The sequence below is a fragment of the Micromonospora sp. NPDC002389 genome, from assembly GCF_040296095.1.
Classification (GTDB): domain Bacteria; phylum Actinomycetota; class Actinomycetes; order Mycobacteriales; family Micromonosporaceae; genus Micromonospora.
Window position 1 is genome coordinate 1 of the sequence record NZ_JBEOWP010000010.1, and the last position, 16,358, is coordinate 16,358.

The window sequence follows — 16,358 nt, forward strand, 5'->3', positions numbered from 1 at the left end:
GTGGTCGCGAGCTGTGGCTCGCTCGGGCGGCGGTGCGCTGTGGGGGGCTTATTCTGGGGCTGCCGCGCCTCACCCCCCCGCACCCCCCCCCCCCGGCTCTCTTCGTGTCGCGATGTTAGGAGGGGTCCCCTGCTATACAGCAGGCGTTAGCAGGGGACCCCTCCTTTCATCCCCCGCCCGAACACGTCGCCGATTACGGTCGCTGTCGCACGCGGAAACGAGCCCGTGCCGTTCGGTGCGACACGCGAGGTATGTCGGGGTCGGCGTTACCGACGGGACGGGCCGGGGCGGGCAGCGGTGAGGGCCTAGGGTGGTGCGGGTGGCGACACTTCTGCTCCTGCGACACGGACGCACCACCGCCAACGCCGACGGCGGTCTGGCCGGTCGGCAACCGGTCGAACTGGACGACACCGGTCGTACCCAGGCCCGGGCCGTCGGCGAGCGACTGGCGAACCTGCCGCTGGCCGCCGTGGTGACCAGCCCGCTCATCCGCTGCCGGCAGACCCTGGAACTCGCCCTGCCGCAGGCCGCGCCGGTCGTCGAGGACGGGCTCATCGAGTGCGGGTACGGCACCTGGGAGGGTCAGCCGCTGAAGAAGTTGGCCAAGGAGCCCCTCTGGGCGGTGGTGCAGCAACACCCGAGCGCGGCGGTCTTTCCCGAGGGGGAGTCGATGGCGCAGATGGCGGCCCGTGCCGTCGCGGCGGTACGCGCCTGGGACGCCCGGATCACCGCCGAGCACGGCCCGGAGGCGGTCTGGCTGGCCTGTGGCCACGGCGACGTGATCAAGGCGATCGTCGCCGACGCGCTCGGCGTACACCTGGATCTCTTCCAGCGGATCGTGGTCGACCCGGCGTCGGTGACCGCGATCCGCTACACGCCGCTGCGTCCCTTCCTGGTACGCCTCAACGACGTCGGCGGCGACCTGACCGGGTTGGTGCCACCGGTCCGCAAGCGACGTCGCCGGACCGCCCGGCCGGCGGACTCGGACGCCGCCGTCGGCGGTGGTGCGGGCGGCGTGCGGTGACTCGGGTCGGTGGGGTGCGCGGCGTGTCGGGCCGCCGGATAGGGTCGTGGGTATGACGCACCAGGTGTACGCCTTCGAGCCGCCTGAGCGGTTCGTCGCCGGGACCGTCGGGCCGCCGGGGGAGCGTACGTTCTTCCTCCAGGCCCGCGGCGACGGCCGGGTGGTCAGCGTCGCGCTGGAGAAGGTCCAGGTCTCGTTGCTCGCCGAGAAGTTGGAGGAACTGCTCACCGAGGCGCAGCGTCGCTTCGGCGTCGACCTGCCCGAGGCGCCCGCCTCGCTGGGTGACAACGAGCCGCTGGAGACGCCGGTCGACGAGGAGTTCCGGGTCGGCACCCTGGGGTTGGCCTTCGACGCGGACACCGCGACCGTGGTCATCGAGGCGATCGCCGTCGGCGAGGCCGAGAGCGAACTGGAGCTGGGGGAGTCGGAGGAGGACGAGGCCGACGACGTCGAGCCGGACGAGGACCTCGACCGGCTCCGGGTCCGGCTGACGCCCGAGGCGACCCGCGAGTTCATCGAGCGGGCGCGGCGTGTGGTCAACGCCGGCCGTCCCCCGTGTCCGCTGTGTGGTCAGCCGCTCGACCCGGCCGGCCACCTCTGCCCCCGGAACAACGGCTACCACCGGTGACCTCGTCCGGCCTGGCACCCCGGCAGGACGGTGGCGCGGCGTTGCGGCTGCTGCGCGACGGTGACCTGAGCATCGAGGGCCGGCTGGTCGACGCCTCCAACACCACCCTGCGCGGCATCCTCGCCCTGGACGGCGCGACCGCCCGCTGCGTCTACAAGCCGGTACGAGGTGAGCGCCCGCTCTGGGACTTCCCGGACGGCACCCTGGCCGGTCGGGAGGTGGCCGCCTACCTCGTCTCCGCCGCCAGTGGCTGGGACCTGGTGCCGCCCACGGTGCTGCGGGACGGCCCGTTCGGCCCGGGCTCCTGCCAACTGTGGATCGACGAGCCGGACGACGCCGAGCCGCTCGTCGGGTTCGTGCCGGCCGGGGCCGTACCGCCCCGCTGGTTCCCGGTGGCGGCGGCCCGCGACGACGACGGCACCGCGTACGCGCTGGCCCACGCCGACGACCCGCGACTGGCGCGACTCGCGGTGCTCGACGCGGTGATCAACAACGCCGACCGCAAGGGCGGCCACGTCCTGGTCGGGCCGGACGACCGGCTGTACGGCGTCGACCACGGCGTCAGCTTCCACGTCGAGGAGAAACTGCGGACGGTGCTCTGGGGCTGGGCCGGTCGTCAGTTGCCGCCCGACGCCGTCGAGACGCTGGACCGGCTCGCCGTCCAGGTCGCCGGACCGCTCGGCGACGACCTCGCCGACCACCTCACCATCGGTGAGATCACCGAACTGGCCGCTCGAATCGGCCGGCTCCGCGAGGAGTGCCGTTTCCCGCAGCCGTCCCACGACTGGCCGGCCGTGCCGTGGCCGCCGGTGTGACCATGTCGGCTTGATCACTGGAGAGCCCGGCGTGACGCCCACGGTCGGCTGGCTAGGCTGACGGTCATGGAGTCTTGGGTGGGGCACGAGGTGCCGCGGCTGCCGGGCAGGGGTGGGCCGCTGAGGTTGTTCGACTCGGCGCGGCAGGGTGTGCACCCGACCGACGGACCGACCTCCATGTACGTCTGCGGCATCACCCCGTACGACGCCACCCACCTGGGGCACGCCGCCACGATGATCACCTTTGATCTGGTGCAGCGGATGTGGCGCGACGCGGGCCACGAGGTGCGGTACGTGCAGAACGTCACCGACATCGACGACCCGCTGCTGGAACGCGCCGAACGCGACGGCGAGGACTGGAAGGTCCTGGCGATGCGGGAGACGGCGCTGTTCCGGGAGGACATGGAGGCGCTGCGGATCATCCCGCCGGCACACTACGTCGGTGCGGTCGAGTCGATCCCGGACATCGCTGAGAAGGTGTTGCTGCTGCTCAAGGACGGCGCCGCGTACCGCCTCGAGGACGGCACCGGCGACGTCTACTTCGACATCTCCACCGCACCGCGCTTCGGCTACGAGTCCAACCTGTCCCGCGCCGAGATGCTGGAGATCTTCCCCGAGCGCGGCGGCGACCCGGACCGGGCCGGCAAACGCGGCCCGCTGGACCCGCTGCTGTGGCGCGGCGCCCGCGAGGGCGAACCCTCCTGGCCCGGCGGTGACCTCGGCCCCGGCCGTCCCGGCTGGCACATCGAGTGCACCGTCATCGCGCTGAACCTGCTCGGCGCCACCATCGGCGTCCAGGGCGGCGGCAACGACCTGGTCTATCCGCACCACGAGTGCTCCGCCGCGCACGCCGAGCGGCTGACCGGCACGCTGCCCTTCGCCGAGCACTACGTGCACGCGGGCATGATCGGCCTGGACGGCGAGAAGATGTCCAAGTCCCGCGGCAACCTGGTCTTCGTCTCCCGGCTGCGCGCCGACCGGGTCGACCCGATGGCCGTCCGGTTGGCCCTGCTCACCGGCCACTACCGCGCCGACCGCTCCTGGACCGACGATCTGCTGACCACCGCCCAGGAGCGGCTGGCCCGCTGGCGTCGGGCCGCCGCCGCCCCCGCCGGGCCGTCCGGCGAGACCTTCCTCTCCGGCGTACGCGACCGCCTCACCGACGACCTCGACTCCCCGGGTGCGGTACGCCTGGCCGACGAGTGGGCCGACCGCACCCTCGCCGGTGCGGCCGACGATCCGACCGCCCCGGCCCTCTTCGCCACCACCCTGGACGCCCTCCTCGGCATCCGCCTCTGACCCCCACCCCCACGCGGCGGCCACGACACGCCTCCTCAACCGCGTCTGGCCCGTCTCCGTGCCTGGCCCGTCTCCGTGCCTGGCCCGTCTCCGTGCCTGGCCCGTCGATCATGGAGTCGTGGCGGCTCGCCGCGCCGATCATGGAGTCGTGGCAGTCATTGCGCACACGTATGGACCGTTATGCCCCCGCCACAAGTCCATGATCGACGGGACGGGACGGGACGGGAGAACGGGGCGGGACGGGACGGCAGGGCGTCCCGGTCGACGGGGCTCGTCGGAACGGTGGGCTCGGCGGGGCGTGTCCTCGACCGGCGGGCGTGTTCCGGCGGGTCAGCCGAGGAGCAGGGGCGGACCGAGGAGCGGGGGTCAGCCGAGGACCAGGCCGGGGTCGGGGTCGGGGGCGCTGGTGGGGGCCGGGATCGGGTACTCCTCGGTCAGCGTGGTGACCGGGCCGGGCCAGGTGGCCTGGGCGACCTCGATCGGCTTGCGGTGGGCGTCGTACGCCACGTGCAGCAGGTGCAGCACCGGGGTGTCCGGCCGGATCTGGAGGGTCTCGGCCTCCTCGCGGCTGGGCTGGCGCGCGGTGATCGTGTCGGTGGCGGTCGCGTACCGGCGTCCGGTGGCCTCCTCGGCCTCCTGATAGAGCGGGCGGCCGAACGCCTCGGCGCGTTCCAGTGTGGTGCCGGCGGTGTCGGCGGGCAGGAACCAGGAGGCACCCACCTCGACCGGTGAGTCCTCGGTGCGGACCAGGTGGCGGCGGCAGAGCAGTTCGGTGCCGTCGGGTACGCCGAACGCGTCGGCGACCTCGGGCGGTGCGGGGGAGCGGCCGACGGCGACGAGTTGCTGGCGGTATCGGGCGGCCAGGTCGGTGTGGTAGCCCCGGAAGCCGCCGTAGCGGCCTCGGGAGAGCCGGTTGAGCCGTCGCCGGGTGCCGCGGACGTACGTACCGGAGCCGGGTTTGGTGATCAGGATGCCTTCGACGCGGAGCTGGTCGACGGCGCGTTGCACGGTCTGCTTGGCCACGCCGAACATCTCGGCGATCGCCGGGATGGACGGCAGTCGTTCGCCCGGCCCCCAGTCGCCCCGGCGGATCTGCGACGTGAGCTGTGCGGCGATCTGCCGGTGCGGGAACTCCGCGGCACCCGGGTTGATCTGCATCCCCGACCTCCTCAGCTAGGTTCCTAGGATGCCCTACGCGGTGCGTGCCGCGCCACCCCGACACGATGCACCAGCGACAGAACGACGCCCCGGACACGTGGACCGTGTCCGGGGCGTCGCGAAGAAGCGGGAAGGGCTACCAGGAGCCCGCGGTCGGGCCGGCGGATCCGCCCCGGCGGCGCAGGTACTTCTCGAACTCCTGCGCGATCTCGTCCCCGGTCAACGGGGTGATGCCCGCGTCGCCGACGCGTTCCTCCAGCTCACGGACGTACTCGCCGAGTTCGGCGTCCTGCTCGGCGGCACTGCGGACCCGCTGCTCCCACTCGGCGGCCTCCTCGGCCAGGTCGGCCATCGGCACCGGCAGGTCGAGGACCTCCTCGACCCGGTGCAGCAGGGCGAGCGTCGCCTTGGGGCAGGGCGGGTTGTTGGCGTAGTGCGGCACGTGCACCCAGAACGAGACGGCGTCCACCTCGGCGCGGGTGCAGGCGTCGTGCAGCACGCCGACGATGCCGGTCGGTCCGTCGTACCGGGTGGGGGTGAGCTGGTAGCGGCGGGCGGCGTCGGCGTCGGAGGCGCTGCCGCTGATCGGCAGCGGCCGGGTGTACGGCACGTCGGCCAGCAGCGCGCCGAGCAGGACCACCCGCTCGACCTCCAGGCTGTGGCAGATCTCCAGCACCTGCTCGCAGAAGGTGCGCCAGCGCATGCTCGGTTCGATGCCCCTGATCAGCACCACGTCGCGTTCGGTGCCGGAGGGGCTGGCCACGGTGAACCGGGTGGTCGGCCATTCCACCCGTCGGGTGGCGCCCTCGGCCATCGTGATGGTGGGCCGGCTGACCTGGAAGTCGTAGAAGTCCTCCGGGTCCAGCTCGGTGATCGGCCGTGCCTCCCACACCTGTTCCAGATGTTCCACGGCGGCGGTCGAGGCGTCGGCGGCGTCGTTCCACCCCTCGAAGGCGGCGATGGCCACCGGGGATCGCAGCACCGGCAACCCGTCGAACTCGGTCACGCCGTCACCTCACCCTGCTCGTCGCCGGCGGCCCCGGTCGGCCGCCCGCCGTGCGTGGTGGTGTCGCTGATGTCCCTCACATCAGTCAGCCTACGTGCCGCGCCCGTACCCGGCCCGTCGGCCGCGCCGGATCCCCGGCCCGCCACCACGGCCGGTGGCGGCCGGATGGGCCGTATGTAGCGCGCATAGTGGGCGAAAGCGGGCAGGTGATCCCGGCGACACAATGTGGGAACGGGCCGCACGTGGGGATGCGAGGCCGGTACGTCGCACTAACCTGAGAGCGTGCGGACTTCGTTGCTCGATGCGCTGGCAGACCGGATCCTCGTCACCGACGGGGCGATGGGCACGATGCTGCAGGCCGCGGACCTGACCCTCGACGACTTCGACGGTCTGGAGGGGTGCAACGAAATCCTCAACGTCACCCGTCCGGACGTGGTGCGTGGGGTGCACGAGGCGTACCTGGCGGCGGGCGCGGACTGTGTGGAGACGAACACCTTCGGTGCCAACCTGCCGAACCTCGCGGAGTACGACATCCCCGAGCGGATCTGGGAGCTGTCCGAGGTGGGGGCGCGGCTGGCCCGGGAGGCCGCCGACGCGTACTCGACGCCGGAACGGCCCCGCTGGGTGCTCGGCTCGATCGGCCCCGGGACCAAGCTGCCCACGCTCGGGCACGCCGCGTACGCCACGCTGCGCGACGCGTACCAGCAGAACGCCGGTGGTCTGATCGCCGGTGGCGCGGACGCGCTGGTCATCGAGACCTGCCAGGACCTGCTCCAGGTCAAGGCTGCGGTGACCGGGTCGAAGCGGGCGATGGCCGAGGCGGGCGTCCAGGTGCCGATCATCTGTCACGTCGCCGTCGAGACCACCGGCACCATGCTGTTGGGCAGCGAGATCGGTGCGGCGCTGACCGCGATCGAGCCGCTCGGGGTGGACCTGATCGGGCTGAACTGCTCGACCGGCCCGGCCGAGATGGGCGAGCACCTGCGCTACCTGGCCCAGCACTCCCGCATCCCGGTGTCGGTGATGCCGAACGCCGGCCTGCCGGTGCTCACCGCCGACGGCGCGTACTTCCCGCTCGGCCCCGAGGACATGGCCGACGCCCTGGAGCGGTTCGTCGTCGAGTACGGCGTCGCGCTGGTCGGTGGCTGTTGCGGCACCACGCCGGAGCACATCCGGGTGCTCTCCGAGCGGATGCGCGACGTGCGGCCGGTGGCCCGCGAACCGCGGGCCGACGCCGGTGTCTCCTCGATCTACCACCACGTGCCGTTCGCCCAGGACGCCAGCGTGCTGATGGTGGGGGAGCGGACCAACGCCAACGGCTCCAAGGCGTTCCGGGAGGCGATGCTCGCCGCCGACTGGCAGGCCTGTGTGGAGATCGCCCGGAGCCAGGCCCGGGACGGCTCGCACCTGCTGGACCTCTGCATCGACTACGTCGGCCGCGACGGCACCACCGACATGCGCGAGCTGGCCGGGCGATTCGCCACCGCCTCCACTCTGCCGATCATGTTGGACTCGACCGAGCCGGCGGTGATCGAGGCCGGGCTGGAGATGCTCGGCGGCCGGTGCGTGGTCAACTCGGTGAACTTCGAGGACGGCGACGGCCCCGACTCCCGCTACGCGCGGGTCATGCCGGTGGTCGCCGAGCACGGTGCCGCCGTGGTCGCGCTGCTCATCGACGAGGAGGGCCAGGCCCGCACGGCGGAGTGGAAGGTACGCGTCGCCGAGCGGCTGATCGAGGACCTGACCAGCCGCTGGGGCCTGCGCCGCGCCGACATCCTCATCGACGCGCTGACCTTCCCGATCGCCACCGGTCAGGAGGAGACCCGCCGCGACGGCATCGAGACCATCGAGGCGATCCGGGAGATCGCCCGCCGCTGGCCGGGCGTGAACTTCACGCTGGGCATCTCGAACGTCTCGTTCGGGCTCAACCCGGCGGCCCGGCAGGTGCTCAACTCGGTCTTCCTGCACGAGTGCGTGCAGGCCGGGCTCACCTCGGCGATCGTGCACGCCAGCAAGATCCTCCCAATGGCCAAGATCCCCGACGAGCAGCGCGAGATCGCCCTGGACCTGGTCTACGACCGCCGCCGCGAGGGCTACGACCCGGTGCAGCGGTTCATCGAGGTCTTCGAGGGCGTGGACGCCGCGTCGGCGCGCGCCACCCGGGCCGAGGAGTTGGCCGCGCTGCCGCTCAACGAGCGGCTCAAGCGGCGGATCATCGACGGCGAGCGCAACGGCCTGGAGGCCGACCTGGACGCGGCGATGGCCGCCGGCACCGCGCCGCTGCTGATCATCAACGACATCCTGCTGGACGGCATGAAGGTCGTCGGCGAACTGTTCGGCTCCGGCCAGATGCAGTTGCCGTTCGTGCTCCAGTCCGCCGAGGTGATGAAGACCGCGGTGGCGTACCTGGAACCGCACATGGAGAAGAACGACGACGGCGGCAAGGGCCGCATCGTGCTCGCCACCGTCAAGGGCGACGTGCACGACATCGGCAAGAACCTGGTCGACATCATCCTGTCCAACAACGGCTACGAGGTGGTGAACATCGGCATCAAGCAGCCGATCTCCGCCATCCTGGACGCCGCCGAGCAGCACCGCGCCGACGCCATCGGCATGTCCGGCCTGCTGGTCAAGAGCACGGTCATCATGAAGGAGAACCTGGTCGAGATGGCCACGCGCGGGGTCGCCGAGCGCTGGCCGGTCCTGCTCGGCGGCGCGGCACTGACCCGGGCGTACGTCGAGGACGACCTGCGGTCGATGTTCCCCGGCCAGGTGCACTACGCGCGCGACGCCTTCGAGGGACTCTCCCTGATGGACCGGGTGATGGCCGCCAAGCGCGGCGGGGCCCCCGTGGTCGACGCCGAGCGGGAGGCCGCCCTCGCGGCCCGGCGGGCCCGCCGGGAACGGCAGCGCGCCGTGGTCGCCGAGTCGCTGCCGGAGCTGAGCGACACCTCGGTCCGCTCCGACGTGGCCGCCGACGTGCCGGTGCCGCGTGCACCGTTCTTCGGCACCCGCGTGGTCAAGGGCGTGCCGCTGGCCGACTACGCGGCGCTGCTGGACGAGCGGGCCACCTTCATGGGCCAGTGGGGCCTGCGGGGCGCACGCGGCGGCAAGGGTCCGTCCTACGAGGAGCTGGTGGAGACCGAGGGTCGGCCCCGGCTGCGCTACTGGCTGGACCGCCTGATCGCCGACAAGGTGTTGGAGGCGGCCGTGGTGTACGGCTACTTCCCGGCGTACTCCGAGGGCAACGACCTGGTGGTGCTGGACGAGAACGGCCACGCCGAGCGGGCCCGGTTCACCTTCCCCCGCCAGCGCCAGGAACGGCGCCTCTGCCTGGCCGACTTCTTCCGCCCGCGCGGCGACGACCTGGACGTGGTCGCCCTGCAACTGGTCACCGTCGGTCAGCCGGTCAGCGAGTACGCGGCCAAGCTGTTCGCCCGCAACGAGTACCGCGACTACCTGGAGGTGCACGGACTGTCCGTGCAGCTCACCGAGGCGCTGGCCGAGTACTGGCACAAGCGGGTCCGGGCCGAGCTGACCCTGCCCGACGGCCGTACCGTCGCCGACGACGACCCCACGGACCTCGCCGGACTGCTGCGCACCGACTACCGGGGCTGCCGGTACGCGTTCGGCTACCCGGCCTGCCCCGACCTCGAGGACCGGGCGAAGATCGTGGAGTTGCTCGGCGCGGAGCGCATCGGCGTGCAGTTGTCCGAGGAGTTCCAGCTCATGCCCGAGCAGGCCACCGACGCCATCGTGGTCCACCACCCGGAGGCCAGCTACTTCAACGCCAAGTGACGCCCGCAGGTGCCGTGACCTGCACTTTCGGCACCTGCGGTAGGCGCTGAACCATGATCATGCCGTCTCCATGAGCTGCACGAACAGCGTCCTGTTGGGCGCTCGGGCCGTGGTCAGGCTGGCGGGGTGCGTGGGAGTCCCACGGCAGGGTGATCGGTTCGGGTCGACTCGGCCAAGGGCGGTCATGATGACTGCGTGCCGCGACGACCGAGATGGTATGGCGACTGCCCGAACTGTGGGCATGACTGGCGTGAGCACATCCCGCCGGAGCCGTGCAGTGAGTGCCGGTACGAGATCGCGCACCAGGAGCCGAAAGCTCCGTCCAGCCTCTGCTGCGCGACGGCCCCGCCGCCTCCTGGTGGTCGTCGATGACCCGTCCGAGGTCGCGATGGGGCGGTTGTCACTTGACGGAGACGCAACCAACAAGCGAGGGCCGAGCGGCGTACGACTGGTCAGCCACCCGGCCCTCGGTATCCGCGGTGAACGCTGGCAGGCCGTCTTCTGCCCCTCGACGAAGCCTGGACGCTGGTTAGGCCCGGTTGGGTGCCGAACCGACCCCCACGCAGACCAGGGAGGCCGCTCTCCTGCAGTGTTGGATGCCTCGGTGTTGATCGCGGCCGGAGGCTAGCACGGTCATGATCGATAGTGTGCGGGCCCGGTCCGCGGAGAAGATCACGCTCGATCTGGGATCGAGTGGTCTCGCCGCGCGGCGATAACCACTCGATCCCAGATCGAGCGTGATCTTGCGCTGGACCTTCGGCATTGAGGTCGCGTTCGCCGGGGCGACGTTCGGCGGCACCGGAGAGAGCCGCCCCCTCGACGGCCGGACAGCTGTCGAGGGGGCGGCCGGAGATCACCAGGGGATGGTGCCGTCGTCGTTGAAGAACGTGCCGGTGGGGCCGTCGTCGGGCAGGGTGGCGAGCCGGATCGGGGTGGCGGCGGCCTCCTCGGCTGGGCGTCCGAGGCCGCCGGTGAAGTCGGTGGCGACCAGGCCGGGGCAGGCGGCGTTGACCAGGATGCCGGTGCCCGCGAGTTGTCGGGCGTAGTGCACGGTGACGGCGTTCAGGTACGACTTCGTCGGCGAGTAGGCGGCCATGATCGGGCCGACCTCGATGGTGGGGTCGGTCTGCCAGGTGAGGGAGCCGACGCTGCTGGAGACGTTGACGATGCGGGGGGAGGGGGAGCGGCGCAGCAGCGGCAGCATCGCGTTGGTCACCCGGATCACGCCGTAGACGTTGGTGTCCACGACGGCCCGCACGACGTCCAAGTCGAGCGTGGTGGGGTCCTGCGCCCAGCCCGGCCCGGTCGGTCCGGAGATGCCGGCGTTGTTGACCAGGACGTCCAGGCGTCCGCCCTGGTGGGCGATCAGTTCTGCCGCCTCGGTGACGCTGCGATCGCTGGTGACGTCCAGGGGCACGGTGAACGCGTCCACCCCGGCGGCGTGCAGCGTCTTCACGGCCGCTTCGCCCCGGGCCTCGTCGCGGGCGCCCACCGCGACGAGGTAGCCGCGTACGCCCAGACCGGCCGCGATCTGGTAGCCGAGTCCCTTGTTCGCGCCGGTGATCAGCGCGGTCTTCGTGTCGCTCATGACGCCGATGGTGGCGCGGCGGGCGGCGGTCTCCTTACACCGTTTCGGTACGTGCTGATACCCCGGCGGTATCAGCGCAGTACCGTCGGGAGGTGGACACGCTGGAGACCCGCGAGTTGCGGTACTTCGTGGCCGTCGCGGAGGAGCTGCACTTCACTCGGGCGGCCGAGCGCCTCGGCATCGCCCAGCCGCCTCTGTCGCGGGCGATCCGGCAGCTCGAACGGCGTCTCGGGGTGACGCTGTTCGATCGCGACCGGCGCGGCGTCACGCTCACCGGCCCCGGGCGGGTGCTGCTCGACGAGGCCCGCGCGATCCTGGACGCCACCTCGGCCGCCGCCCGCCGCACCCGCCGGGCGGCGACCGCCCCGCACCGGCTGACGCTGGCCACCAAGGCGGGTACGAATCACGAGCTGTTGCAGAAGCTCCTGGAGGCGTACGCGGCGGAGCCCGGCGCGGCCGAGGTCGAGGTGCTGTTGTGCGGGATGGGCGACCAGGCGCGGATGCTGCGCGACGGTCGCGCCGACGTGGCGCTGATGCAGCGGCCCTTCGACGACCTGGCCGGTTTCGACACCGAGGACCTGCTGACCGAGCAGCAGGTGGCGATCCTGCCGGCCGGGCATCCGCTCGCCGCGCGTACCTCGTTGACCATGGCGGAGATCAGCGACCTGCCGGATCTGCCGGTGGCCCGGTGGCCGGGTCAGGACGGCAGCTACGAACCGGGCCCGGGGCCGGAGATCCACGACCAGTCGCAGCTGGCCCAGTTGATCGCCCTCGGGCACACCATGGCGGTCCTCTGTGCCTCGTCCCGGTCCTGGCTGTGGAGCGCGCACACCGCCGTACCGCTGACCGACGCCCCGTACGTCTCGACCGTGCTCGCCTGGCCCGCGCACAGTCGCTCCCGGACGGTGGCCGGACTGGTCCGGGTCGCGGCCGGACGGTAGGCGCTCGGGTGCCGGGCGGGGCGACCCGGACGTGGTCGCCGCCGACGGCACCCTCACCCACCCGGAACGCACCCGCCGCACTCGCCTCAGTCGGTCGGGTACGACACCGACGTCAACTCCTCCGAGACCCGCCAGACGCGCTGCGCCTCGGCGGCGTCACCCAGCCGGGAGTAGAGCTTCTGCTCGGCCGGAGCACCACCCAGGTTCCCGATGCCGCTCGGCCCGTAGAACCGGCCACCGACGGAGGCGGGGGAGGTGGCGGCGTACAGGGCGGGAAGCTGCGCGGTCCGGACCGTGCCCACGACGATGCCGAGCCTGGACATGGTCTGGATCATGTGTCGGCCCATGGTGTCCCGCTGGCGACCCACCTCGGGACGCGCGGCGAGCAGGCTGGTCGGGGCGACCCCCGGGTGGGACAGGTTGCTGGTGATGCCCCAGCCCTGGGCCCGACTGCGGCGGTCCAGTTCGAGCCCGAACAACCCGAACGCGATCTTCGACTGGCTGTACGCGCGGAACCCGTCGTACGACCGCTCCCAGTTCAGGTCGTCCCAGTTGATGGCGTTGCGGTTCGCCGCGATGCTGACCTGCGACGTCACCCGCGCCCGACCGTCGCGCAGCAGCGGCAACAGGTGACCCACGAGGGCGAAGTGCCCCAGATGGTTGGTGCCGAACTGCAGCTCGAACCCGTCGGCGGTGCGTTGCAACTGCGGCGGGGTCATCACGCCCGCGTTGTTGACGAGGAGATGAATCGGCCGACCCTCCGCACGCAACGTCTCGCCGAGCGTGGCGACGGAGGCGAGCGAGGAGAGGTCGAGCGCCCGCAGCGACACGGTCGCCCTCGGGTGCTGACGGCGGATGGCCGCGACCGCCGCTTCGCCCTTGCCCGGATTACGCACCGGCAGGATCACGTCGGCGCCGGCGGCGGCGAGCCGGGTGGCGATGCCGAGCCCGATACCGTCGCTGGCCCCGGTGACGACCGCCCGCTTTCCGGACAGGTCGGGAACACTGATGTCGATCGGCTTACCTGGCATGTTCGTACTCCTGGAATCGTGTCGGTGTCTCCACCCTCGGCGATCACGGCGGCGTTATTCAGGGACCGTCGATCCCCGGATCGCGCGGCCGTGCCACCGCGAGAAAGGGGGGATCGGCGGTCCGTGGCTACCGGCCGGCGCGGGCGGTAGAAACGAGGCGGCACCGAAGGAGGCACCCATGGCAATCGACCGGACCGGACTGGCGCAGTTCCTGCGGCGGCGTCGCGAGTCGCTGCAACCCGCCGACGTCGGCCTGCCGCTCGGCCGACGACGCCGCACGAGCGGGCTCCGGCGCGAGGAGGTCGCCGCGCTCTGCCACATGTCGACCGACTACTACTCTCGGCTGGAACGCGAACGCGGCCCACAGCCCTCCGAGCAGATGATCGCCTCCATCGCGCAGGGCCTGCACCTCTCCCTCGACGAGCGTGACCACCTGTTCCGGCTCGCCGGGCACAACCCGCCCGCGCCCAGCGCCGCCGGCACCCACATCAGCCCGGGGCTGCTGCGCATCCTCGACCGTCTGCACGACACGCCCGCGGAGATCGTCACCGAACTCGGCGAGACGCTCCGACAGACCCCGCTCGGCGTCGCGCTCACCGGTGACCTGACCCGCTACCAGGGCCCGGCCCGCAGCATCGGCTACCGCTGGTTCACCGACCCGGAGACCCGCGCCCGCTACGACCCCCGCGACCATCCGCACCTCACCCGGATGTTCGCCTCCGGGCTACGCGGGATCGTCACGCTGCGCGGCCCCGGCTCCCGCGCCGCGTACCTGGCCGACCTGCTCTTGACCCAGAGCGACGAGTTCCGGCGGGTGTGGGAGGACCACGAGGTCGGCGTCCGTCCGCACGAGGTGAAGCACTTCGTCCACCCCGAGCTGGGCATGCTGGAGCTGACCTGCCAGGTGCTCGTCGACCCGTCGCAGGGCCACTCGTTGCTCGTCTACACCGCCGTGCCCGGCAGCGAGAGCTACGAGAAGCTGCAACTGCTGGCCGTCATCGGCACCCAGGCGATGCACTGACCGCCCGACCGTCACCCGGTCACGGGCGCTCACGCTCGTCCGGTCACGGGGTGCTCGTCTGCTCCACACCGAGACCGGCCAGCACCGCGCCCCGGTAGACGACGACCGGTTCGCCGGAGCCGTCGCGCCGCGCGACCACCACGGCGTCGAGGTCGCTCGGCTGCCCCCGGGGACGGGTGGGACGCAGCGAGATCAGCAGGTGACCGCCGTCCGGGGTGAGGATCACCCGGTCGACACGCTGGTCGTCGCCGGCACCGGTGGGCACCTCGGCCGCACCGCCGGACCTGTCGGTCACCAACACCCGGTCGGCCCGCTCCTCCCCGTCCGCGTCGACCATCGTGTGCAGCACCGCACCGCCACCGAGGCTCGCGGTGGGCGTGGCTCCCGGCGGGGCGGCGGTCACCGTACCGTCGGGACTGAGGGTGAGCGTCTCGCCGCCCGGCTGGAACAACAACGCCGACACCGCCGAGGCGACGGCCGGTGGGGTGTCGGTCTTGCGTACCAGCACCGCCGAGGCGGCGGGCGAGCCCGGCTGCGGGGTCGCGGTGGCCTCGGAGAGCCGCACGGACCAGGCGCGCGTGGGGCGCGGCGTCGGCTCGCCGCTGTCCGGCCCGAACGGCACGTCGACGACCAGGGCGGTGTCCCCGGACACCGTCGCGGTCACCGACCCGGTTATCGGCGGCAGGTCCGCCACCGGCGTGACCGCGCCCGACGAGAGATCGAGCACGGCGAGCCGGCTACTGCCGGTGCGGGTGTCCACCACCACGGCACGACGCCCGTCCGGTGCGAAGGCGACCTCCCCGACCGGGGTGAGCAGCGTCCGCACCGCACCGTCCGGGGCGACCACACTGACCGCCCGCCGCCGGTCGACCAGGTGCAGCACCGCGAAGCCGCCTTCTGTCAGGGCCCCCTGCACCGTCCCGCCGCCGAGCTCGATGGTGGGCCGCGACCGCCCGTTCGAGGTGTCCGCCAAGACGAGCCGCCGGGGCCGATCCTTGCTGAGCGTGGCCAGGTAGCGGCCGTCCGCGCTGGCGGCGATCGGGTACGACGGCAACGTCACGGGCGCACTCGCCGCCCCGGTCGTCAGGTCGATCCCGCCGTACCCGCTGCGCGGCCGGTCCTGCCACACCACACCACCGAGCTCGGCGGCGGCGCAGAACCCCTCCACCGACGGCTGTGCGATCGCACCCTCGCCGGTCACCGTGAGGCACCGGGAGCCCGTGATCGACAGCCCGGCACCGATGCCGGTGACCTCCCGGGCGTACGTGTGCTCGGGCAGCGTGACGTCGCGCAGCCGCCCGCCGACGAGCAGCGCGTCCCGCCGATCCTCGGCCAACCCCCGCGCGACGGTCGGGAACCGGGGATCGCCCAGGGCGAGGTCGACGTGCCGCCGGACCGGCGTCAGCCCCGCCACGTCGTCACCGAACCGGTCCACCGCCAGCAACCCGACCAGGTCGCTACGCCGCTCGTCCGACACCGGCACCGCCAGCACCGCCGCACCGAGTCCCCGCACCTCGGCCGGCAGCGGCGCGGCCCGCACCGGCAACTCCGACTCCGCCCCGTCGGAGCAGCCGGCGACCGTCGCGAGAGCGGCCACCGCGATCAGGGCGGTCCAGCGGGTACGCGTCATCCCGCCATTCTGATCACCCGAAGCAACCGCCGCGACCGCAGGCGCACCGCGCGAGCTTCGATGTACGGCGCGTACCGCGCGAGCTTCGAGGTAAGGAAGGGCCCCCTGCTAACGCCTCGTGCATAGCAGGGGACCCTTCCTAACATCCGGACGGCGCGGAGAGCGGCCGATACCCGGACGGCGCGCAGAGCTGCCGTGCGAATCCGTCGCGCAGGTGTGGAGGTGGCCGGCGGCGTAGGACCACGCTGTCCCTCGCCGCCGGCCACCGACCGGTGCCGTCCCCTCCCTGGAGCGGCAGCCGGCCAGGTGGTCGCCGGGCCCGACGACCACCGCAGAACCCGGGGCGGAAGGCGCGCGCCTGATCCGCCCCGGAAACTCAACCCGGTGGCACCACCGTCCGCGCCGCCGTACCGGTCCAC

The 16,358-nt window shown here is 72.3% G+C and carries 12 protein-coding genes; 7 read left to right on the forward strand and 5 right to left on the reverse strand.

All coding sequences use genetic code 11. The features are described 5' to 3' along the window. Positions 1-310: 310 nt before the first annotated feature. From ABT008_RS19785 to mshC, 4 genes are all read left to right on the forward strand, one after another. On the forward strand, positions 311-1,024 hold the full coding sequence (locus ABT008_RS19785; RefSeq protein WP_350697686.1) for an MSMEG_4193 family putative phosphomutase: 714 nt from the start codon (positions 311-313) through the stop codon (positions 1,022-1,024). Positions 1,025-1,076: 52 nt separating this feature from the next. Continuing rightward, entirely contained in the window at positions 1,077-1,652 is a 576-nt protein-coding gene (locus ABT008_RS19790) for a DUF3090 domain-containing protein (RefSeq protein ID WP_350697687.1), read from the forward strand. Beyond that, the gene (locus tag ABT008_RS19795; protein WP_350697688.1) at positions 1,649-2,467 is read left to right on the forward strand and encodes an SCO1664 family protein; all 819 of its coding nucleotides are present in this window, start codon (positions 1,649-1,651) and stop codon (positions 2,465-2,467) included. Before ABT008_RS19790 ends, ABT008_RS19795 begins: the two co-directional genes overlap by 4 nt. Before the next feature lie 66 nt (positions 2,468-2,533). Then, positions 2,534-3,766 carry a cysteine--1-D-myo-inosityl 2-amino-2-deoxy-alpha-D-glucopyranoside ligase gene (gene mshC / locus ABT008_RS19800; protein WP_350697689.1) on the forward strand — a complete coding sequence of 411 codons (1,233 nt, stop codon included), beginning with the start codon at positions 2,534-2,536 and terminating at the stop codon, positions 3,764-3,766. Between the two features lie 366 nt (positions 3,767-4,132). On the opposite strand, the gene ABT008_RS19805 is transcribed toward mshC, so the two are convergent. Together ABT008_RS19805 and ABT008_RS19810 are read right to left on the reverse strand one after the other, a co-directional pair. After that, entirely contained in the window at positions 4,133-4,924 is a 792-nt protein-coding gene (locus ABT008_RS19805) for a GntR family transcriptional regulator (RefSeq protein ID WP_350697690.1), read from the reverse strand. Positions 4,925-5,060: 136 nt separating this feature from the next. Further along, positions 5,061-5,930, reverse strand: a complete 870-nt coding sequence (locus ABT008_RS19810) for a PAC2 family protein (protein WP_117229830.1) — start codon at positions 5,928-5,930, stop codon at positions 5,061-5,063. Between the two features lie 282 nt (positions 5,931-6,212). Between ABT008_RS19810 and metH the strand changes: the two genes are divergently transcribed. Continuing rightward, positions 6,213-9,728, forward strand: a complete 3,516-nt coding sequence (metH, locus tag ABT008_RS19815; RefSeq protein ID WP_350697691.1) for a methionine synthase — start codon at positions 6,213-6,215, stop codon at positions 9,726-9,728. 853 nt (positions 9,729-10,581) lie between these two features. Here the strand turns inward: metH and ABT008_RS19820 are convergent. Beyond that, entirely contained in the window at positions 10,582-11,316 is a 735-nt protein-coding gene (locus ABT008_RS19820) for an SDR family oxidoreductase (RefSeq protein WP_350697692.1), read from the reverse strand. 101 nt (positions 11,317-11,417) lie between these two features. Between ABT008_RS19820 and ABT008_RS19825 the strand changes: the two genes are divergently transcribed. Continuing rightward, on the forward strand, positions 11,418-12,257 hold the full coding sequence (locus tag ABT008_RS19825; RefSeq protein ID WP_350697896.1) for a LysR family transcriptional regulator: 840 nt from the start codon (positions 11,418-11,420) through the stop codon (positions 12,255-12,257). Positions 12,258-12,343: 86 nt separating this feature from the next. Here the strand turns inward: ABT008_RS19825 and ABT008_RS19830 are convergent, their stop codons facing one another. Next, positions 12,344-13,288: an SDR family oxidoreductase gene (locus ABT008_RS19830; protein WP_350697693.1), complete on the reverse strand. Its 945-nt coding sequence runs from the start codon at positions 13,286-13,288 to the stop codon at positions 12,344-12,346. A gap of 178 nt (positions 13,289-13,466) precedes the next feature. On the opposite strand from ABT008_RS19830, the gene ABT008_RS19835 reads away from it, so the two are divergent. Further along, positions 13,467-14,309, forward strand: a complete 843-nt coding sequence (locus ABT008_RS19835; protein WP_350697694.1) for a helix-turn-helix transcriptional regulator — start codon at positions 13,467-13,469, stop codon at positions 14,307-14,309. A 43-nt stretch (positions 14,310-14,352) separates the two neighbouring features. Here the strand turns inward: ABT008_RS19835 and ABT008_RS19840 are convergent, their stop codons facing one another. After that, entirely contained in the window at positions 14,353-15,939 is a 1,587-nt protein-coding gene (locus ABT008_RS19840) for a hypothetical protein (protein ID WP_350697695.1), read from the reverse strand. Between the last annotated feature and the right edge of the window lie 419 nt (positions 15,940-16,358).

Excerpts from the sequence above, each read along its gene's own strand:
- ABT008_RS19790 (WP_350697687.1), top strand. The coding sequence starts at position 1,077 with ATGACGCACCAGGTGTACGCCTTCGAGCCGCCTGAGCGGTTCGTCGCC.
- ABT008_RS19840 (WP_350697695.1), bottom strand. The coding sequence starts at position 15,939 with ATGACGCGTACCCGCTGGACCGCCCTGATCGCGGTGGCCGCTCTCGCG.
- ABT008_RS19830 (WP_350697693.1), bottom strand. The coding sequence starts at position 13,288 with ATGCCAGGTAAGCCGATCGACATCAGTGTTCCCGACCTGTCCGGAAAG.
- ABT008_RS19805 (WP_350697690.1), bottom strand. The coding sequence starts at position 4,924 with ATGCAGATCAACCCGGGTGCCGCGGAGTTCCCGCACCGGCAGATCGCC.
- ABT008_RS19835 (WP_350697694.1), top strand. The coding sequence starts at position 13,467 with ATGGCAATCGACCGGACCGGACTGGCGCAGTTCCTGCGGCGGCGTCGC.
- mshC (WP_350697689.1), top strand. The coding sequence starts at position 2,534 with ATGGAGTCTTGGGTGGGGCACGAGGTGCCGCGGCTGCCGGGCAGGGGT.
- ABT008_RS19820 (WP_350697692.1), bottom strand. The coding sequence starts at position 11,316 with ATGAGCGACACGAAGACCGCGCTGATCACCGGCGCGAACAAGGGACTC.